This is a genomic window from Streptomyces sp. NPDC088246, assembly GCF_044741025.1.
Classification (GTDB): domain Bacteria; phylum Actinomycetota; class Actinomycetes; order Streptomycetales; family Streptomycetaceae; genus Streptomyces.
The window spans coordinates 1-20088 of the sequence record NZ_JBIURV010000057.1 but is presented as its reverse complement, the minus strand read 5'-3'; the positions used below and the strand labels follow the sequence as shown (position 1 = coordinate 20088).

Here is a 20088-nt window from a genome sequence, read left to right as displayed (position 1 = left end):
GGATGAGAAGGGTTCTTCGTACGCTCATCCATCGACACTCGCGGCTGGACTCTGATAGCGACGGCGGTCCGGCCGGGGACGTGTCATCCACGAGGGGCCGGCGGCTCCATCCAGGTCAGCAGTTCGTCCAACGCCTCGTAGAAGCCCTCGATCTCCGAGACCTCGTTGTAGACGTACGCGGACACGCGGAGGACCTCACCGCCGGCGAGGTCGGTGACCACGGGCTGGGCACACATGTGGCCGCTGCGCACCATGTAGCCGTAGGAGTCGCTCAACAGGCGGGCGACCTCGCCGGCGGAGACGCTGTTGTCCAGGCGCAGCGATGCGAGGGCGATCCGGTCGGTCCGGTCCGGCGGGCCGATCAGGCGCAGCGCTGGGCGGGCGAGGGCTCCGCCGACGAGGGCCGCGCACAACTCCTGGTCGTACTGGTGGCGTTTGTCCGTGTCCAGTTCCTCGAGATACCGGATCGCCGCGGCGCAGCCGATGACGGAGGCGATGGCGGGTGTCCCCGTTTCGAATCTGAAGGGGATGCGCCGGTCGACGCTGCCGTCGAGGTCGACCCAGTCGACCATCCCCCCGCCCACTGTCAGCGGCCGCAGCGTCGCGAGGAGTTCGCTGCGGCCGAAGAGGCAGCCGACGCCGGTGGGCCCGAGCATCTTGTGCATCGAGAACGCCATGAAGTCGACGTCCAGGTCGCGGACGCTGATGCGCCGGTGGGGCAGGGACTGTGCGGCGTCGAGCACGATCGTCGCGTCGCAGGCGGCACGGACCTCGGCTATCAGTTCCTCCACCGGGTGGATGACCCCGGTGACGTTGGAGCAGTGGGTGAGGACGACCGCCTTCGGCCGGAGGCGCAGGAGCGTCCGGAAGTGTTCGCGGTCGAGGCGGCCGTGCGCGTCCACCCTCGTCAGGTCGAGTCGTCCGATCCTCCGCCAGGGCAGCAACTGGGAGTGGTGCGCGTCGAGACAGCCCACGATGCGGGCGTCCGGGTCCAGGTCCAGTCCGGCGGCGACGAGATTCAGTGCCTCACTCGCGTTCCTCAGCAGGACCACCTCGTTCGCGGCGGCCCCGATGTGCCGGGCGATCACCATGCGGGAGGACTCGTAGGCATCGGAGGCCTCTTCGGAGAGCCGGTGCTTTCCCCGGTGGATGTTCGTGCCGTTGGACTCGTAGTACCCGCTGACGGCCTGGATGACCGAGCGTGGCTTCAGGGTCGTGGCCGCGTTGTCCAGGTAGGAGATCGCGCGTCCGTCGATCTCCCGCCTCAGTGCCGGGAAGTCGTCCCGACAGTGGTCTGTCGTCGTCACCATGCGCCTTCCGCGGAGAGGTGGGACACGCATGCCTGGAACTTCCCGCTGCGTTCGCAGGAGATGTAGTCGACCTCCTCGATGCGGACGCGGTTCGGCTCCAGGGCTTCGGTCAGGCGGGCTTCGAGCGCCGCGGCGTCCCCCGCCCGCTGCGTGGAGTTGGCGACGTACCGGAGGGTGCACGCGCCGGTCAGGTCCTGCTCCAGCTTGTAGAGGTCCATCCAGGGCGCGTCGTCGACCAGGGCGTCCACGGCGCCCGGCGAAACGACGCGTCCGTCCCGCAGGCGCACCACCTGGGTTGCCCGGCCCTCGATCCGGACGACCGGCAGGTCACTGCCGCAGTCGCACGCGTTGCCCAGGGGGGTGAAGTAGTCCCCGGTGGCGTAGCGGATGCGCGGCACGAGGCCGTCGTCCACCGTGGTCACGTACAACTCCCCCATGCTGCCTTCCTTCACGGGTCTTCCGTCGCGGACGAACTCCAGGAAAAAGTCCTTGTCGTTGATGTGCCGGCTTCCTCGGTGGCACTCGAAACCGAGGTACCCCAGCTCGGACATGCCGATCATGTCGCCGACCGGCATGTCCGCCCCCATGAACGCGTCGATCTCACGGCGGGCCACACGGGTCATGAGGGTGTAGCCGCTCACCATGTGCAAGGTGCGCGGCGAGGTGATCCGCCGGCCGAGCTTCCGCGCCCACCTGACCAGGAAGGCGAAGTGCGTGGAATCCACCAGCAGCAGGTCGGGTTGACAGATTTCCAGCTCGTCGAGTGCCTTGACGATCTGCCACTCCGGTGTCGCCATCAGGTCGTGGGCGACGGACAGCACCACGGTGCCGTCCGGAAGGGTCCGGTCCTCCAGGGTCGACAGCCCCGTCGCGCATTCCACGTCCGAACAGTTCGGTGGGGCGAAGCGGCACGTCCTGGGTCTGCTGCCGGGACGCCAGAGGTCGTCGAAGCGGCGGTTGACCGCGAGCGCCGTCGCCTGCCGCCGGGCCAGATCGTAGGAAAGGATCGCGCTGTTGAGACGATCGCCGGACGTCCCTGAGCTCTGGAAACGCATGACGTGGGGAGAGTTGAGGGTGTACTCCTTGGCGAGCACCCCCGCGGGGAAGTTGCGCCGGTAGTCCGGCTTCGATGTGGGCGGAATCCTCAGGAAGTCCTGCTCGTCCTTGATATCTGCCGGACGAAGGCTATTTTCCTCCATGTGCTCGCGAAAGAAGGCCGTGTTCTCGAACGCGTAGGCGATTTCCTGGCGTACGGCTTCGAATACCGTCGGGTCGGTCATGCTCCGGCCATCAGCACGTCACTCACCAGCTCCGCGCCGGCTCTCCATCCGTACCCGCTCGTCCAGTTGCTTCGCGAAGTCCATCCATGTCCCCGCGTAGTACCGGGCCAGGTCCAGCACCAGGGTTCCGCAGTGGCTCGGCACGGCCTCCATGAGGTCCTCGCCGGCCCGCGTCACCACCGCATTCTGCTGCTGGAGCAGCCGGAGCAGCTGCCGGCCTCCCTCCTTGTGCCGCAGCGAGGGATCCCTGAGCAGCTTCTCCAGGGCGGCGGAAGGATCCGCCTGGAGCTGGTTCTTCCCGGGTTCGACGCGTCGGTCGCCGGTGTCGGCCGTCGCCGCGGGCGCGTCCGCGGGAGTTTCGGGGGCGCGAGCCGGCTCCACCACCGGGGCCAGTCCCGACTCCAGCCTCTTGCGGACGTCACTGACCGTCGCGGGAGAGATACCGGCGAAGCGTGCCACCTCGCGCAATGACGCCTGGGGGCGTTCGGCGATCAGTTCGGCCGCCCTCAGCCGGCCGTCCACGCTGTTGAGCGGCCGGGACTTGCCGTCCCTACCGATGCGGGCACGGAGCTGGGGAACCACGTCGGCGGTACGGCGTCGGATCGCCGCGACGGCCTTGGCACCGAGGCCGGCCGCCCGCGCGATCGCCCGGTCCGACATCTGCGGGTGCGAGGCGATGATCCGGTTGGCCGCGGCCCGCCGGTCCGCCAGGGACAGCGGAAGGCCGTGGGAGACGTTCACCTCCACCGCACGCAGGAACGCTTCTTCCGAGGTCCCGTCGAACAGCTCGACCTCGATCATCTCCTGGCCCCGGAGTTTCGCGGCCAGGAGGCGGTGCATCCCGTCGATCACCCGCATGGTGCGGCGATCCACGAGGATCGCCGGGATCGGCGTGTCGATTTCGGCGAGCCTCGCGACGTGCTCCTCGTCCGGTCCCTCCGAGCGCGGAGATTCTCCGGGGACGAGTAACGCTATCGGAACCAGGGAGACATTGCCGCGACGGTCCAATGGACGCCACGCCGCGCCGTCTTCCTCACCCGTAAAGCTTTCTGCATCTGAATTGAGCGTGCGAACTGACTGAATCAAGGTATTCACCTAATCCGGTTCGATTCGGAACGCGCCGTTCGAGTCACCCCGCATGGCAATCCGAATACCGTTCGCCGAGCCACCTGACTTACTTCTTCCGACTTCGCCCCCGACCGTCCCACGCGCCGACACCATCCCGTGCCTGGAACGTACGGGAGGGCAGCAGAGCACCACGATCTCGGCCCCCCGCAACACTCCTGTCTGCCGTGTCGTCCGCTGCCATCGTCACTTTTTCGGCCCCGCCGTGTCTACAGAGAGGATTAACAATCTTCACACCCTGCACAGGACACCCACGCGTCACGGCACAAAACCGGAGCACCACCGGACTCACGGCTTTCCGACCGGAGTCCTTGGTTCTATTACGCCACGGATGCGTCGCGACCAGGGGATTCCGTGGAATGAATGCATCATTCCGTTGGGCGACGGCTTCCGGAACCGACTGGGCCGCCGTCGCGCCGCCCTCGCGCCCGCCGCGGATCGCCAGGGGCCCGGCGCGGCGACGGGCACCGGACACGGAACCGGCCGGTACGCCGCGGTACCGGCCGGACGGCCGTACTGTTCAACTGCTGCTTCGCGCCATTCGAACACTCCTCAAGCGATCATCCAGAGCCGGCGAACCGCCCCACTTTGTCGAGGACGTCGGGGCTGTACAGGCGAAGTGCTTGCTGGAACGCGAACTCAGCCATGTATGTCTGGAATTCGCTCCGGGATTCCTCCGCCAGGTTCAGCATCCGACGGTTGGCGAGGACCGCGGAGCCCCGCAGTCGTCGCAGCGCCCCCTCGATGGCCTCATCGAGCGCCTCGCTCTCGTGCACCTCGTCGAATACGAGCCGGGCCTCCGGCTCGCTCGCCCGGAGCCGGCGGCCGCCGAGGATCATCTGCCGGGCCAGGCGAGGTCCGACGGCCCTGCCCAGGCGGAAGTTGGACGCCCCCGGGATGATGCCCTCCTTGGCGGCGGGGAGGCTGACGTAGGCATCCGATGCGGCGAGCACGTGATCGAACACCAGCAGGATCTGGGCACCGCCGCCGATGGCGAAGGTGTCCACGGCCGCCACCCACGGCTTCTCCACAGTGGCTGGAAGTCCTCCCGGCGCGTCCTCGGTCAGGACGCCGCGAAAAATTTTGTGAACGTACCCCAGCTCACGCCGCAGCAGGAAGTCCACGAGCGAAATCCCGCCACCGTGGAGGGACTTGAGGTTCACTCCGGCGCTGAAGACACGTCTGCCCCGGTACCGGGGATGCGTCATCTCGCCGCCTCGCAGCAGGCAGACCTTCACAGCGGGGTCGAGGAGCGCCAGGTCGACCGCCGTCTCCATGTCGTCGATCTGCTGGTTGTCCTCGGCGTTCAGGCAGTCGTCGCGGCACATCGTCAGCCGGGCCGCTCCCGCGCTCCGCTCCATCCGCACCGAGCCCAGGTCCACCGTGCCGGTGCGGAGGAACTCCGGCAGCAGGCCGAGGGAGCGCGGGGTGGGACGCAGCATCGCGTCGAGCAGGTGCGGGCCCGCGGTCGGCGACCGTAACACCGCCCGGAAGAGGAGGCCCTGGTCGATCTCGTCCCCGTCCTTGTCGGCCTGCTGCCGCGAGCGCTCCGTCGCCAGTCGTTCGGGAGTCGGCACCAGGCCGGGGAAAGCGGTCGCGGCACCGTCGGCCAGCTCGGCGACCCGCACGTAGCGCGTACGGTCGGCGGTGAGTTCGTCGTAGACGGCGTCGGCGTGCACGCCGAGGAACGCGGCGCGCAGGGCCCGTGCCTCGCCGCGCGCGGCTGCGGCGTCCGCCCGCTGCTCGGGTGAGCGCAGCGCCGGGTCGGGCAGGGACGCGATGAGGTCGTCGCAGCGCACGGCGGCCTTCGCGAGGGCGACGCGCGCCTGCTCCAGTTCGCCGCACACGGCCCGGAGCTCGCCGTGCCCCCCGTCTCCCGCGGGTTCGACGAGGTTCACGGCCGGCCTCCCGCTCCCGCGGCCCGGCGCAGCGCCCGGTCGCACGCGGCGAGGTGGACGCCGAGGGCCTCCTCGAAGCTCACCGTGGGGGCGTCCAGCAGCAGCTGACGGCGGATGGCCAGTTCGGTTCCGGCGATGGCGCCCGACCGTTCCAGCGCGACGGCCACAGCCTTCGCCGGGTCGTCGACCACCTCGTCCACGAGGTTCAGGGCCAGCCCGTCGGCCGCTTCGACGGGTGTACCGAAGAGCACGGCCCGGCGGATCACCGCGCCTGTCGCCCCGTGCTTCGCGAGCCGGTAGAGCGCCATGCCCGGCCAGGTAGCCCCGTCCTGCACCGGCACCGTCAGGCGTACCGAACGGGTGGCGATGCGGTGGTCCACGGCCAGGAAGGCGTCCAGGGCCACTCCCCCGGTGTCGCCGTCTGCGACGGCGACGGTGGCCGCCGGCAGCCGCTCCAGACGGCGCAGCACCTGCTCCCACTTGTTGACCAGCGCGACAGTCAGGTCGTGCGCCCGGGGTCCCCGGGGCGCGCCGGACACCTGCACGATCACCTTGGCGCGCCCGCCCTGGTCCTCCGCCCGGTCGCAGGCCGCCGCGACGGCCGCGACGGTCTCCACGGACAGCGCCTGCCGTCCGTCGATGCGGAGCAGGACGTGGTCCGGCGTCTCCCCGAGGCCGGCGGCGAGGGCCGGGTCCTTCGTTGCGTGTGTCATCTTCGTCTCCGTCACCACTGCACCAGGGCAGCCTCGATGGTGGAACCGGGGCCCATGACCATCAGCACGCCGTAGTCCCCGGACCTGGTCACGCGTTCCTGGAGCAGCCGTTCGTAGGAGAACAGGAAGGAGCCGCTCGACAGATTGCCGTAGTCGCGCAGCACCCCGGTCGTGTGGCGCACGTCGTGCCGGGTCAGGCCCAGGTTGACCCGGACCGCGTCGATGACCTTCTTGCCGCCCGAGTGCACCAGCCAGTGGCTGATGTCGCTGCGGCGCAGTCCCGCGCCGTCCAGCAGCCGGTCGATGATCTGCTCCGCGTTCGCGCCGACCACGTACGGGACCTGCGGGTCCAGGAAGAAGCTGAACTTGCCCTGGGAGTCGTCCCAGTCGAAGCGCATGGCGTCGATCGCGTCGGTGATGAGGTGACTGGCGAAGGCGAGGATGCGGGGGCTGCCGGAGCCGGTCGGCGGTTCGGGGGCGCTGTGGGCGCTGTCCTGAGTGTCGGTGATCAGCGCGACCGCGGCCGCGCCGTCCCCGAAGAGGCTGTTCACAACGGCGGTGCGCAGGGTCGAGTCGATGACGTACGCGGCCGAGCAGGCCTCCACGCACAGCGCGACGGCGACCTTCCCCGGGTTGGCCACAGACCAGCCGGCCACCGGGTTGAGGGCGTTGAGACCGGCGTTGCACCCCATGCCTACCACGTCGACCCGACTGGTCCGCGGCGAGAGCCCCATGTCACGGATGAGGCGTGCGCTCAGCCCGGGGGTGAGGAACCCGGTGGTGGTCACGCAGCAGAGGTAGTCGATGTCCTCCGGATCGAGGCCGGCGTCGTCCAGGCAGGCGCGCACGGCGCGAGCGCCCATGTCGAGCGCGAGCCGCGTGTGCTTGGCGAGCAGTTCACCCTGGCTCTCCTCGACCGGAGCGCCGTCGGCGTCCAGTTCGGGGAGGGAGAGGTGGCGTCGCTCGATGGCGCTGTTGAGGAAGACCGACCGGACCTTGGGGTCCTCAATGGTGAAGTGGTCGAGCAACTCCCTCTGGGAATAGGAATGTTCGGTGTTGGCCGTGCCGACGCCGACGATCCGGGCGGCGGCGGTCGCTTTCGGCTGGGTGGCCCGCGCCCCCGTGGCTTCGGTCTCGGACGTGATCGATGCTGAGGTCATCGGAATGTCCACCCCCACATACGGGTCTTGCTGCGGATGAGGATCTTCACTGCGAACACCGCTCGCCTTTCGTCGCGTTGTCGTCGGTTCGGTGGTCAGTGGTCATGCGCGGAGCCCCGTTCAGCGGGATCCCGAAGGCCCTGCGGCCGCCTGGGCCCGTACGAAGCGCGCCAGCCGGTCGATGCCGTCCGTGATCTCCGCATGGCTCAGGTAGCTGATGGACAGCCGCAGGCTCGATTCGCCTCCGCCCTGCGGATAGAAGTAGGACATCGGTGTCCAGATGACGCCGAACTCCTCGGCGGAACGCTCCAGTGCGGCGTTGTCGGCGCGGAACGGGACCGTGACGGCGAGGAAGAAGCCTCCGACGGGCTCGTTCCAGCCGATGCCGAGGGCGGCGCGTTCGTCCTCGGGGAAGCACCGTTCGAGCTCGCGGAGCGTGACCCGCATGGCGTCGCCGTAGTAGGCGGCCGTGCGGGTGTTGAGGTCCGAGGTCCGGCCGTCGACGGTGAGCAGCATCCCGGCCGTGACCGCCTGGCTGACCGGTGAGGTGTTCACGGTCAGCATGCTCTTGATCCGGGCGAGTTCGTCCGCGAGCAGTCCGGTGGTGCCCGCCTCGTCGACGACGGGCTGGTCGGCAACGACGAAGCCCACCCGGGTTCCGGGGAACAGTGTCTTGGAGTACGAGCCCAGGTGCACGACCCGGCGCGCGCGGTCCAGGGACTTCAGGGTCGGCAGCTGTTCGCCGGGGCTGACCATCCGGTACGGGCTGTCCTCCAGGATCAGGATGTCGTGCCGCTCCGCCAGTTCGAGCAGTTCCAGGCGGGCGGACAGCGGCATGGTGGTGCCGGAGGGGTTGGAATGGTCGGGGATCACGTAGAAGGCGCGGGGCCGTCTGCCGCAGGCCCGCTCCGCCAGGAGGGCGGCTTCCAGGTCAGCGCAGTCGAAGCCCTTCTCGCCCTCCTCGACGGCACGCACGTCGACGTCGAGGAGCCGTGCGGCGCCGGTGATGCCCACGTAACACGGGCTGGACACGAGGAGTACGTCGTCGGGGCCCGAGATGAGGGCGCGTACCGCGAGGAACATCGCTTCCTGGCAGCCCACGGTCACGACCACCGATGCCGGTGGGACGTCGATCCCCTCGTCCTTGCGGAGCGAGTCCGCGACGAGCTCCCGGATCTGGCCGGCGGTGGGTCCGTACTGGAAGATCGCGGAGCGCACCTGTTCGGGGGTGGCGCCTTCCGCCGCCAGGTGGTCGAGGTAGCGCCGCAGGTACGTGAAGACGTCCTCGGTGTCGAAGAACCCGTCGTAGGGGCGGCCGGGTGCGAACGAGACGGCGTCGGGGTAGCGGTGGGTGACCTCGTTGAGGAAGTTCATCGTGTCGAGGACCGGGTCGAGGAGGCTGCTGTGCAGCTCTTCCTTGCGGAGCCCGGGGGCGCCCGTACGGTTGCGGGGTGGCTCGGGAAGGCCCCGGCGCCGGCCGACGGGCTCGGGCCTCCCGACCAGCGCGGGTTCCGCCCGGTCGACGGAGGGCGTGCCGGTGAACGTCATCGTCTCCGCCAGTTCATCGACGACGGTGGTGAGGACCTGCTCGACGCCCGCTTCGCCTCCAACCGCCAGACCGTGCAGCACCGGGCGTCCCAGGAGCACCGCGTCGGCGCCGAGCGCGAGCGCCGCCAGCACGTCCGAGCCGCGCCGCACCCCGCCATCGACGAGTACGGGGAAGGCCCCCCGGAGCGCGTCCGCGATCTCCGGCAGGACGTCGAGCGTGGCGGGGACCCCGTCCAGCTGACGGCCGCCGTGGTTGGAGACGACGATGCCCGAGGCGCCGGCCTCGACCGCCCGCTGCGCGTCGGCGGGCGTCAGGATGCCCTTGACCAGTACGGGCAGGGAGCTGATCGAGCGCAGCCATGCGATCACCGCCCAGTCCAGGGCGGCGTCGAACTCGGCGCGTGCGTGGTCCGCGGGTGAGGCGAAGCCGGCGCCGGTGAGGTTGGCGGGCACGATGCCGTCCGGCAGCCGGAAGCCGCCCCGCAGGTCACGCAGTCGCCGTCCGAGCCGGGGCGCGTCGGCCGTCAGGACCAGGGCCTCGAAGCCGGCCCGCTCGGCGCGTTCGACGAGGGTCCGGGTCGTGTCGCGGTCGCGGAAGCAGTAGACCTGGAGCCAGAGCGGCGCCGCGGCGGCCCGGGCGATGTCCTCGAAGGTCCGCCCGGCGAAGGTGCTCACGACGAAGGGCAGGCCGGCCCGGCCGACGGCCCCGGCCGTGGCGACCTCGCCCGCCGGGTCCGCCAGGGTGTGGTAGGCGAGGGGCGCGATGCCGACGGGCGCCGTCCAGGTACGTCCCAGGATCCGGGTCGTGGTGTCCGGCCGCCCCACTCCCGTGAGGACGCGCGGCCGGAACCGTACGCGGTCGTACGCCTCCGCGTTGGCTGCGAGGGTCCGCTCCTCCCCCGCGCCACCCGCCCAGAAGTCCCACACCCCTTGGTCCGTGCCCGCACGGGCCAGGGTCGCGTAGTCGGCCAGGGTGTACGGGCCCGGCGCCGCGCCGCTCATCCCGCGGCCAGCCGGTCTCGCTCGACCGCTTCGTACAGGGCGCGGATGTTGGCGCTGCCGAATCCGCGGGAGCCCTGGCGCTGGATGAGCTCGAAGAACAAGGTGTTGCGCTCGTAGGGCGAGCGGCTGAACAGCTGCAGCAGGTAGCCCCAGTCGTCGCGGTCGGCGAGCACCTGGGTGGCTCGCAGTTGCGCGACCTCCTCGCGCATGCCGGTGATCCGCTCGGCGAGCACGTCGTAATACGAGTCGGGTGTGCTGAGGAACTCGGTGCCGTTCCCGCGCATGTACCGCACGGCGGGGATGATCTCGTCCACCAGGAAGGCGAGGTGCTGTGCGCCGGCGCCGCCGTTCCGTTCGAGGAACGCGTCGAGCTGCCCCGGTTCCTTCGACGGGTCCGGGGCGACCAGGGTGAAGGTGACGTGCCCGGAGTCGCTGCGGACGACGATGGAGTCCATCGCCTGGTCCCCGACCGCCACGTACTCGGAGGAGTAGCGGGACATCCCGAAGGCGCTCTCGTAGAAGTCCGCGTACTCCGTGAGCCGGTGTCCTTCGACGCAGACCGCGATGTGGTCGAGCAGCCGGACCGGGCCCTCCTGGGTGACCTGCGGTGCCGGCGTGGTCGGCACCCACCGGCGGCCGGGTGGTGGTTCGGCCGTCGCGGCGGTGGCGTGCGGCAGCAGGGTGTGAGTGACGTCGCCGAAGCCGGAGACGACCGGGTGGCCGTGCGAGAGGCCGAGGGACCGGGCGCCGGCGGCCGCGGCCGCGTCGCGGGTCGCCGTCACGTCGTCACAGGTGAACGCGATGTCGGCGATGCCGTCGCCGTGGTGGTCGAGGAAGCGCGTGGTGCCCGGGCCCGATGTCACGACCAGCCGCGTCTTCCCCTGGCGCAGCAGGATGGAACTCCGGTCGGACTCCACGGAGTCGGCGACCCGGGTGAAACCCATTCCCGAGACGAAGTAGTCGACGGCCGTCGGCGCGTGTCTCGTGTACAACTCGACGTGTGATACGTCCTGCACTGTCATGAAGCTGTCTCCTCAAGAACCGCTGGGTGGGCTGTCGTCGCGCTACCAGCGCCATTCCTGCTGGCCGTACAGGTGGCCCGCCTTGATGCCGCGGTCCTTGCACCAGGTCATGAACTCGTCGATCTGCTTGATCTGGTACGTGTCCTCGGTGTAGGTCGTCGCCATGACGTGGCCGAGCCAGGGCTCCTCGCCCATGGCGTAGACGTACGCCTCCTTGGCCCCGAGCTCGACCATGATGTCGGCGGCCTGGGTGGCGTTGGAGCCGGACAGCTTGCGGGAGTGGCTCATCTTCTTGGTGACCGGCTTGGTGAGCAGGGCCTGGTAGAGCCAGGTGAGGGGGGCGCCGTCGCACTCCATGCCGAGGAAGGCGATGTCTGCGGTGCCCAGGTGGCGCTGGACGTAGCGGTAGAGCACCGGGTCGATGCCGGAGGAGTCCGCGCCGATGTAGACCTTCTTGCCGGCGAACTCCACCCAGTACGTGGACTTTCCGCGGATGTCGAGATCGCAGTGCTCGCCGAGGAACGGCGTGGCGGTGATCTTGCCGCCGGGGAACTCCACCTCGTCGAAGTCGTCGACCTCGACGACCGGGAAGCCCTGGTGCTTGAGCATGAGCGCCATGGACGGGTCGGCGAGGTTGCCGCGCGAGGACCGGGGGACGACGATCGCGCCGACACGGCCCCGGAGTTGGAGCAGCGTCTCCAGGACGATGTGGTCCTGGTGGCCGTGTGTGATCAGCACGAGGTCGATGTAGTCGGGCAGGTCGTCCAGGGTGTACCGGTCGCCGGCGGTGTTGTCGGCGCTGATGAACGGGTCGGTCACGACGGCGGCCCCGGGCGTCTGGAGGACCAGACAGGCGTGGCCGAAGTAGCGGATGCGGCCGCCCGCGTCGATGTGCCGGTCCTCGGCCAGGCTCGGCCGGTCGCTCAGCATGCCGGACAGGTGCTTGGTCTGGGCCTCGTCGAGTTCGAGGGCTTCGCGGAGCTTCGCGAGCGTCGTGGGCTTGACCCGCGCCTTGAAGAGCTCTTCGAGCCCGGCGTGGCGGAAGGGGATGTCCAGCTCCAGCACGTCGGGCGAGGGCAGGCGCGGCGTGCTGAGGATGAACGGCCTCTCTATGCCGGTCTCGAAGGAGAGCTGCACCGACTGGCGCTCCTCCTGGTAGAGGTCGCTGTGGTAGGCCAGCGGCTCCATGAAGCGGATCTGGGCCTGGTTGTCGGTGTCGTACGCCAGCTCGACCAGGCCGGCGAGCTCCTGGGGCAGCTTCGGGTACAGCGGGGTGAGGTCGAAGCCGGTGGCGTTCGCGCGCAGGAGCTCCTGCCCCTCGGCAATCGCCTCGGCGAAACGGAGCATGCCCGCCCGTTCGCGCTTGATGGTGTTCAGCAGGTCGCGGACCTCGTCGGCGCGCTCCTCCGCGATGTTGATGAAGTAGCCGCCCCGCAGTTCGGGGTTGACGCTGGCCGCCACGTGGACCTTCGGGGACTGGAGGTAGGACTCCAGGAGCGGTACCTGCAGGAACGCCAGGTTCATCGCGGCCTGGACGGGCGCCAGGGTGTGCGGCCAGACGTAGAACCGGTCCACCAGTGGTTCCACTATGACCTTGGGTCGCAGATACAGCAGCTCGTCGGACATCGGTGCCCCGCCCTCCAGGGAATTCGAACCAGAATCAATGTCGAGATGGTCGGCGTCGAAACGGCCGGCCGGCCGCGGACGGCGAAGGTGCCCGCGCAGGAGGGCAGCCATCCGCAGCGGGTCTTCAACTGCGCTGTGTCTGCGGCGTGTTACCGGACGCCACCCACTCCAGTACGGCCATGGCACTGGTCAGCTTCATCTCGGCCTGCTTCCAGGCGATCGAACGCGGCCCGTCGAGGACCGCGCCGGAGACCTCCTCGCCGCGGTGCGCGGGCAGGTCGTGCATGAACTTCGCATCCGGCCAGCGCCGCAGGAACTGCTCGTCGATGTGGAACGGGCGGAACCGCTCCCGCCAGTCGAGGTCCGTCTTGACGGTGCCGGTCGTCTGCCAGCGGGTGGTGTAGACGACGTTCACGTGCCCGGGCAGGTCGTCCGTGTCGTGGACCTCGCGTACGGTGCCGCCCGACTCCGCCGCCCGCTTCGCGGCGTCCTCCAGCACCTGGGGATCCAGTCCGTAACCGGACGGGGTGGCGAAGGTGATGTGGCAGCGCGGGATGTGGGAGATGCCGTGGGCGAGGGCTGATGCCGTGTTGTTGCCCTCGCCGAGGTAGAGCACGGAGATGTCTTCGAGCGATCCGAATTCCATGAGCATCGTCGCCAGGTCGCACACTCCCTGGGTCGGGTGCTCCTCGGCGGCCATGGCGTTGATGACGGGGAGCCGCCCGGCGCCGGCCATTTCCCGAAGGTCGTCCAGGGGGCCGGAGGTCCTCGCGACGAGCGCGTCCAGCATGGAGCCGAAGATGCGGCCGGTGTCCTTGAGCGATTCGCCCGTCGCCGTCTGCAGGTCGTTGGGTCCGTAGGTGACGGGAAACCCGCCGAGCCGGACGATGCCACTGGTGAAGGCGGTCCTGGTACGCGTCGACGTCTTGGCGAAGAGAACGCCGATCACCTTGTCGTGCAGCGGCCTGTCGTGGGCCGTCCGGTCGCGGAAGAGTTCCCCGGACCTGGCGACGAGGCCCTGCAGTTCCTCCCTGGTCAGTTCGGACAGCGTCAGCAGCCCGCGTGCCTCAGTGGACACATCATTCTCCGCTCTCGCCCAGGGCGCGGTAGGAGACGGCGCCGCCCATCCCTGCGGTGGTGATCCCCTGGGCGGTCCGCCAGTCGGCGTGGTAGATGGTCGTCAGGTAGCGGTCCGCCCCGTCGGGGCACAGGCACACGAGCTCCTCGACCGCCGGGTCCTGCCGGAACATCCGCAGGGCGACGGCCACGGTCGCCCCGGAACTGCCGCCGACCCCGATGCCGGCCTCCTCGGACAGCCACAGGCAGGCCGATACCGCCTCGGCGACATCGACGTACTGCACGGTTGCGGCGGCGGGGTCCAGGAAGCTCGACGGACAGCTCGCCCCGATCCCGGACAGGAGCCGCCGCCCGGACGTGCGGCAGAGCGCCACGGAGCCGTGCACGTCGACACCGACGAGCCGCCAGTCCACGCCGGTCACGTCGACGAACCGGGTCAGGCCGGCGAGCGTGCCGCCCGTGGAGACGGGGACCAGCACCGTCGCCGGACCCGGCACCTGGCGCAGGAGTTCGGGCGCCGTGCTCTCGAAATGGGCGTTCGGGTTGGCCTCGCTCCGGTACTGATTCGTCCAGACGAGGCCGGGACGGACCTTCAACTGTTCCTTGACGTACTGAATGCGGTTCAGCAAATATCCGCCGGCGGCATCCGGTTCGTCAATCACCCGTACCTGCGCACCGAGGTTGCGCATGCGATCGATGAAGAAAACACTGGTTCGCGGATCGACGACAGCGGTGAAGGGAATCCCCCGTGCGGCACATTCGGCCGACATGGCGACTCCGAGATTTCCTGAGGTCGACTCGATGACGCCGATTTTCTTGTCGATACGGTCGGCCACGTGATCGATCAAGGAAGCGGATATGCGGTCCTTCAGCGAACCAAAAGGATTCTGGGATTCCAGCTTGAGTCGCAGCCGCCGCATCGTCCCGTGCACTTCCAGCAAGACATCCACGATCGGAGTGTTCCCGACCGGAGAACACACGGGGTCCGGAGATCTCACAGCCCTCGTCATCAGCAACATCCGATATTTTTGAGTAGCGTGGCGGGTCGGCTCACGGCTTGCAGCACCGGATGGAAATCCGTCAGGCTTCGGTCAGTTCCACGAGCGCCAGTCGGCCGGTCCCCTTGAGGGTGGCCAGGTCGATATCGGCGATACAGCGCACCGCGTCGCCGTTGAGCGTCAGGGTGCCCTCGACGTGGACGCTGCCGGTACGGGCGTCGAAGTCGGCGCCGCTGAGGTCCGAAGCCTCCCGGTCCAGACGTATGCCCAGGTCAGTGCCACCTCGGGTCTCCGTGAACTTCACGAAGACGGTCCCGATGTCCGTCAGCCGCGTGTGCAGCTCCTCCAGCGTGGGCTCGGGTCCGCCGACCTCCACACTCTGGTCCACACTCAGGCGCTCGGTCAATTCATCCATGGTTCATCTCTCCGATCGAAACGGCCGGCTCAGGACTGCTCGGACTCCACGTAGGCGAATGCCAGGTCGTCCGGAATGCTGAATTTCAGAGTGGCCTCACAGAATTCCCGCCACTCCGGAGTGTCCTCGGTGAAGAGCCGCTTGTCCTTGTCCACACCGACAGGACTGAGCATGACCGTGAATTCGTCACAAAGGAACACCGTGGTGTCATCGGCAAGGTCGCGCTCCTCGGGATGCGCCCCGGCCGACCAACCGGGAAAGCCGCGCAGTTCACCCAGTGGGTACGACTTGCAGTACTTCCTCACCCGAACCTCCGAAAGCAGGCCGACAGCGGACGTGCCACGCGCAGCACCGAAGGAACCGTCCTGAACGGTCCATCCGAATGCTGCGCAACGCAATATTGCGGTTTTAGGCGCCCTCAGCGTACGACAACCGTGCCTGCTCATCCATAAGTCCAAGCACAGAGAAATGGCGGCCTCGTGTCCAACTGGCGCCTTCACGCAGTTGAACACGAGACCGCCTTACCCGCCCGGGGGTTTAGCGGGTAGTCTGGTGCGCTTATACGTCGCGCGCGCGCAGCACCGCGCCGCCGACGGTCAGCGCGCCGGTGGCCCAGAGGGCCACCACGCCGAGACCTTCCCAGGGACCGATCGGGAGCCGGTCGACTCCGATCGTCGTCTGGATGGAGAGGCCGGCCGTCATGGGGGCGATCTGCTGGAGGAGCCGCTGCCAGTCCGGATCCGTGATCACCTGGGTGAGGATCGGGAAGAAGAAGAGCAGCCCCAGAACGATCCCGATCGCCGTCGCCGAACTCCGCACGATCAGTGCGAGGCCGAGGCTGAGCAGCCCGATCAGGACCAGGTAGAGGACGGATCCCACGGCGGCGCGCAGCGTCGTCGAGTTGGCCAGCGACATCGCCTCGTACCCGTGTGCCTCGGTGAAGCCCCGGCCCGGGGTCACCATGCCGCCGATCAGCAGGGACCCGAAGACCCCGACGGCACCCACCACCAGGATCACCGCACTGAGGACGGCCGCCTTGGAAAGGAGGACGGTCAGCCTGCGCGGCACGGCGGCGACCGTGGTCTGCATCATGCCGGTGCTGTACTCGTTGCCGACCATCAGCACGGCGACGATCGCGACAACGACCTGACCGACCATGACACCGGTGAGGCTGAGCCTCGTGGCGTCCTCACCGCAGGCCACGGCGTCGCACCGGGAGGTCATGGCCACCGCGGCGCCGATCGCCAGGGTCAGGGCCACGGCGCCGAGTAGCAGCCAGCCGTTGCTCGCGTCCGTCCGCAGCTTCGTCCACTCCGCGCGTCCCACGTTCCTCATACGTCCCTCCGGCGGATCAGGACCAGGGCGCCGGCGAAGGCGACCGCGGCGTAGGCGCACAGGACCGCAAAGCCCGCCCACGGAGCCAGCGGGAAGTAGCCGTGCGCCGGCGAATAGACGGTGATGACCTGGTCGTAGTGGGTGACGGTCTGCTGGATGGCGAACCCCGCGGCCGGTGTGACCTTCAGGAGCCACGCCGAGGCCGCGGGGGGCAGGACGGACGCGGTGGCGAGCAGGTAGGGCAGCACCATGCTGACGACCACCACGGTGACGGTCACGGCGCTGCGCCGCAGGATCGCGCCGACCGCCAGGGCGAAGACGCTGGCCGCAGCGAGCATCAGGCCCGTTCCCAGGATGGCCCTGAACTCGGTCGACGACGGCACCGTCAGGACCGGGAACCCGTTGTCGAAGGAGCGTGCCGCACCGAAGGGCAGCATGACGGCCGCGGCGATCGTTCCGGCGAGGAAGGCGGCGGTGCCCACCACCAAGGCCTTCGACACCAGGACCCGGCCCCTGCTGGGGCTGGCCGCGAACGTGACGCCGATCAGCCCTCGCCGATACTCGACGGTCATGTAACCCGCGGCCACGACGACCATCATGATCAGTCCGGCGAACGCGCCGACGAGGAAGTTCGAGAGGATGCGCACGCCGCTGGCGGCCGGTCCGCCGACCACCGGCGCGATGTCGCCGGCCCCGGTGATGCGGTAGCCCGTACCGGCCGGGACCACTTCGCCCTTCGTCGACTGGGAATAGCTGCCGTTCGTCCCCGCACCGTCGCTGACCTGCTGGGACTTCCAGGCGTTGCCGCTCCACCCACCGCTGAGGGTGGGTGCGCCGAACGTGCCGGTGGCGACGGCGGGGTTGAATCCCGTCCCCGTACCGGTGTCCTCCGTGGCCGACGGCGAAGTAACGAACAGCCCGACCTCCGGCGATTCCGAGAGTCCGGAGAGGCGTGCGGCACCAACCTCGGTCCAGTTGCTGCCGTCCGTCGACTGGTAGCCGGTCACGGTGTCACCGGACCGCTCCAGTCGCAGCCAGCGCGGCGCCTCCTTCGACACCGTGCCGGTCAGTCCCGCCGTGTCGTGCGTGTAGTCGTACTGCATCCGCACGCCGTGGGCGCCGGTGACCATCATCGACGCGTACGAGGATCCCGGCTTGAGGGAGTCCTTCACGATGATTCCGGCCTTGGCCCAGGGCGCGAGACCGGGCTTGTTCTCCGTGGGCGTCGACGCGACCTGACCGGTCAGCGAGGACACGGACACCGTGATGCTGCCGTCGCCCTTCAGCGGCTGGTGCATGAAGTAGAACGCGTCGTTGACCGCTTCGCCGGAGGGACCGACGGGCAGCTTCGACGCCTTGAGGCCGCCGTCGTTGGCCTGGGCCGTGGCGAGCAGACCGACCAGGCAGATGACCACCAGCGCGCCGACCGTGCTGAGCACCCAGCCCCGGACCGTCCGGAACTTGGTCCACTCCGCGTGCAGTACGCGGCCGAAACCGCCCCGCTCCGGCCGGTGGGTGGCGGGAGGCGGCGAGAGCGTCGTGGTCATCGTCCGGCCTCCCCCGTGACGACCCCGCGGTACTGCACGGAATCCCGGGTGAGTTCCATGTACGCCTCTTCCAGGGAGGCCCGGTGCGAAGACACTTCGGAGAACGGCACCGCGTTCGCGCCGAGCACGGACACGACATGCTCGGCCGACAGGTCGGTGACGCTGATCGTGTCGCTGCCGGTGGAGCTCACCGTCGCACCGGCCCGTGCGAGCACGTCCATCGCCTGCGTACGGGCCGACGTGCGCAGCGTGACGCGCCCCTCGGAAACCGAGGCGAGCAGGTCGCGCACGCTCATGTCGGCGACGACCTTGCCACGCCCGACGACGATCACGTGATCGGCCGAGTCCTGGAGTTCGCTCATCAGGTGACTGGACACCAGCACCGCACGCCCCTGCTCGGCCAGCGCCGCCAGGAAGCCCCGCATCCACATGAAGCCCTCGGGGTCCAGACCGTTGAACGGCTCGTCCAGCATGAGCATCGGCGGGTCGCCGAGCAGCGCGGCCGCGATGCCCAGCCGCTGCCGCATCCCCAGGGAGAAACCGCCCGCCTTGCGCCCCGCCACGTCCTGCAGGCCGACCCTGCGGATCACCTCGTCCACCGCTGCGGTGCCGAGCCCCTGCGAGTGCGCCAGCCACAGCAGGTGATGGCGGGCGGTCCGGCTCGGCTGCACGGCGGACGCGTCGAGCAGCGCGCCGACGTGCTTGAGGGGAGTACGCAGCGCCTGGTACGGGAGTCCGCCGACCAGCGCGCTCCCCTTGTCCGGCTTGTCCAGGCCGAGGATGACACGCATCGTCGTGGACTTTCCGGCGCCGTTCGGACCGACGAAGCCGGTAATCTGCCCCGGCCTGACGGAGAACGACATGCCGTCCAGTGCCTGAGTGGTACCGAAACGCTTGTAGACGTCCCTGACCTCGATCACCGCTTGCGACCCATCGATCGTCTTCTCCATGGAAAGAAGGCTAGGGAAAGGAGGGGGTACGGGTCGTCACGGCAGAGAGCGATCTTCCACGGAGCTCGCGCGGGGGATCAAGGAGACCGCCCCTCCCTCGCACGAGGGAGGGGCGGTCTCCTACCTGAGGATGAGGCCGGGGCTCAGAGGTCGAATTCCTCGTACTCCGTGTCCTCCGCTTCCACCCTCTCCTCCCTGTCCTGCACGTCCGCACCGCTTCCGACGAGTGTGGCGATCGCCGCGACCGTGGGCCGGTCGAAGACGGAGGCGAGCGGCAGATCCACCCCGAACACCGCCCTGACCCACGACACCACCTGGGTGGCGAGCAGCGAGTGCCCACCCAGGTCGAAGAAGTTGTCGTCGACCCCCACAGTCTCCACGCCCAGGAGTTCGGCCCACATCTCCGCGAGGAGCCGCTCGGTCTCGCTACGAGGCGCCACGTATCCCTGCCCCGTTCCGGCCCGGGTCACGCCGTCCCATGCCCGGAGCGCGGCCCGGTCGATCTTCCCGTTCGGGGTGAGGGGCAGCGCGGCCAGCTCCACGAAGACCGACGGGACCATGAACCCGGGCAGCCGCTCCGCCGCGAAGGCCCGCAGCTCGCCGACCGCCGGGATGCCCTCCTCCTGATCGGCCGGCACCACGTGCGCCACCAGCCGACGGTCCCCGTCCACGTCCTCGACCGTCACGACCGCCGTCCGTACGGCGGCGTGCGCGGCCAGCGCCGTCTCGATCTCGCCGGGCTCGACTCTGAACCCGCGGATCTTGACCTGGTCGTCGGCACGTCCGACGAACTCCAGCCGGCCCTCCGGCAGCCACCGCACCTGATCACCCGACCGGTACATCCGCGACCCGTCCGCCGCGAACGGGTCGGCCGCGAACCGCTCCGCCGTCAGGTCCGCACGCCCCAGGTATCCGCGGGCGATGCCGACACAGGCGATGTACAGCTCGCCCACCACACCGACCGGGACGGGGCGCAGCTGCGCGTCGAGTACGTAGACACGGGTGTTGGCCATCGGCGTGCCGATCGGAGGAACGCCTTCGGCCTCGGGGTCGAGGACGGCCATGGTGGCGCAGACGGTGAC

Annotated in this window: 17 protein-coding genes; all 17 read right to left on the bottom strand. The window is 69.2% G+C overall.

Features of this window, described 5'->3' with window-relative positions; genetic code table 11:
* Positions 1–83: 83 nt before the first annotated feature.
* Entirely contained in the window at positions 84–1310 is a 1227-nt protein-coding gene (locus ACIPEK_RS39700) for an aminotransferase class V-fold PLP-dependent enzyme (RefSeq protein WP_402006805.1), read from the bottom strand.
* The gene (locus ACIPEK_RS39695) at positions 1304–2590 is read right to left on the bottom strand and encodes a phenylacetate--CoA ligase family protein (protein WP_402006802.1); all 1287 of its coding nucleotides are present in this window, start codon (positions 2588–2590) and stop codon (positions 1304–1306) included. The genes ACIPEK_RS39700 and ACIPEK_RS39695 overlap by 7 nt, the downstream gene beginning before the upstream one ends.
* An 18-nt stretch (positions 2591–2608) precedes the next feature.
* Positions 2609–3448: a helix-turn-helix domain-containing protein gene (locus tag ACIPEK_RS39690; protein ID WP_402006799.1), complete on the bottom strand. Its 840-nt coding sequence runs from the start codon at positions 3446–3448 to the stop codon at positions 2609–2611.
* Between the two features lie 827 nt (positions 3449–4275).
* Positions 4276–5562 (bottom strand): (3,5-dihydroxyphenyl)acetyl-CoA 1,2-dioxygenase DpgC, encoded by a 1287-nt coding sequence (dpgC, locus tag ACIPEK_RS39685; RefSeq protein ID WP_402006822.1) that lies wholly within the window; start codon positions 5560–5562, stop codon positions 4276–4278.
* A gap of 47 nt (positions 5563–5609) precedes the next feature.
* Positions 5610–6326, bottom strand: a complete 717-nt coding sequence (dpgB, locus tag ACIPEK_RS39680) for an enoyl-CoA-hydratase DpgB (RefSeq protein WP_402006796.1) — start codon at positions 6324–6326, stop codon at positions 5610–5612.
* Positions 6327–6337: 11 nt separating this feature from the next.
* The gene (gene dpgA / locus ACIPEK_RS39675) at positions 6338–7486 is read right to left on the bottom strand and encodes a 3,5-dihydroxyphenylacetyl-CoA synthase DpgA (RefSeq protein ID WP_402006793.1); all 1149 of its coding nucleotides are present in this window, start codon (positions 7484–7486) and stop codon (positions 6338–6340) included.
* A 120-nt stretch (positions 7487–7606) separates the two neighbouring features.
* On the bottom strand, positions 7607–10036 hold the full coding sequence (locus tag ACIPEK_RS39670) for an aminotransferase class I/II-fold pyridoxal phosphate-dependent enzyme (RefSeq protein ID WP_402006790.1): 2430 nt from the start codon (positions 10034–10036) through the stop codon (positions 7607–7609).
* Positions 10033–11058, bottom strand: a complete 1026-nt coding sequence (gene hppD / locus ACIPEK_RS39665; RefSeq protein WP_402006788.1) for a 4-hydroxyphenylpyruvate dioxygenase — start codon at positions 11056–11058, stop codon at positions 10033–10035. The genes ACIPEK_RS39670 and hppD overlap by 4 nt, the downstream gene beginning before the upstream one ends.
* 42 nt (positions 11059–11100) lie before the next feature.
* The gene (locus ACIPEK_RS39660; RefSeq protein ID WP_402006785.1) at positions 11101–12684 is read right to left on the bottom strand and encodes an MBL fold metallo-hydrolase; all 1584 of its coding nucleotides are present in this window, start codon (positions 12682–12684) and stop codon (positions 11101–11103) included.
* A gap of 124 nt (positions 12685–12808) precedes the next feature.
* A complete protein-coding gene (locus ACIPEK_RS39655) occupies positions 12809–13762 on the bottom strand; it encodes an ornithine carbamoyltransferase (RefSeq protein WP_402006782.1) in 954 nt (317 codons plus the stop codon).
* Position 13763: 1 nt separating this feature from the next.
* Positions 13764–14771 (bottom strand): pyridoxal-phosphate dependent enzyme, encoded by a 1008-nt coding sequence (locus ACIPEK_RS39650; RefSeq protein ID WP_402006779.1) that lies wholly within the window; start codon positions 14769–14771, stop codon positions 13764–13766.
* A gap of 70 nt (positions 14772–14841) precedes the next feature.
* Entirely contained in the window at positions 14842–15174 is a 333-nt protein-coding gene (locus ACIPEK_RS39645; protein WP_402006776.1) for a hypothetical protein, read from the bottom strand.
* Between the two features lie 29 nt (positions 15175–15203).
* Positions 15204–15479: a hypothetical protein gene (locus ACIPEK_RS39640; protein ID WP_383079102.1), complete on the bottom strand. Its 276-nt coding sequence runs from the start codon at positions 15477–15479 to the stop codon at positions 15204–15206.
* Positions 15480–15732: 253 nt separating this feature from the next.
* Positions 15733–16509 carry an ABC transporter permease gene (locus ACIPEK_RS39635; RefSeq protein WP_402006773.1) on the bottom strand — a complete coding sequence of 259 codons (777 nt, stop codon included), beginning with the start codon at positions 16507–16509 and terminating at the stop codon, positions 15733–15735.
* Positions 16506–18056, bottom strand: coding sequence for a hypothetical protein (locus ACIPEK_RS39630; protein WP_402006770.1), 1551 nt, complete (start codon positions 18054–18056; stop codon positions 16506–16508). The genes ACIPEK_RS39635 and ACIPEK_RS39630 overlap by 4 nt, the downstream gene beginning before the upstream one ends.
* Positions 18053–19006: an ATP-binding cassette domain-containing protein gene (locus tag ACIPEK_RS39625; RefSeq protein WP_402006767.1), complete on the bottom strand. Its 954-nt coding sequence runs from the start codon at positions 19004–19006 to the stop codon at positions 18053–18055. The genes ACIPEK_RS39630 and ACIPEK_RS39625 overlap by 4 nt, the downstream gene beginning before the upstream one ends.
* 143 nt (positions 19007–19149) lie before the next feature.
* Positions 19150–20088: phosphopantetheine-binding protein (locus ACIPEK_RS39620; protein ID WP_402006764.1), on the bottom strand; the 939-nt coding region annotated here is incomplete at its 5' end.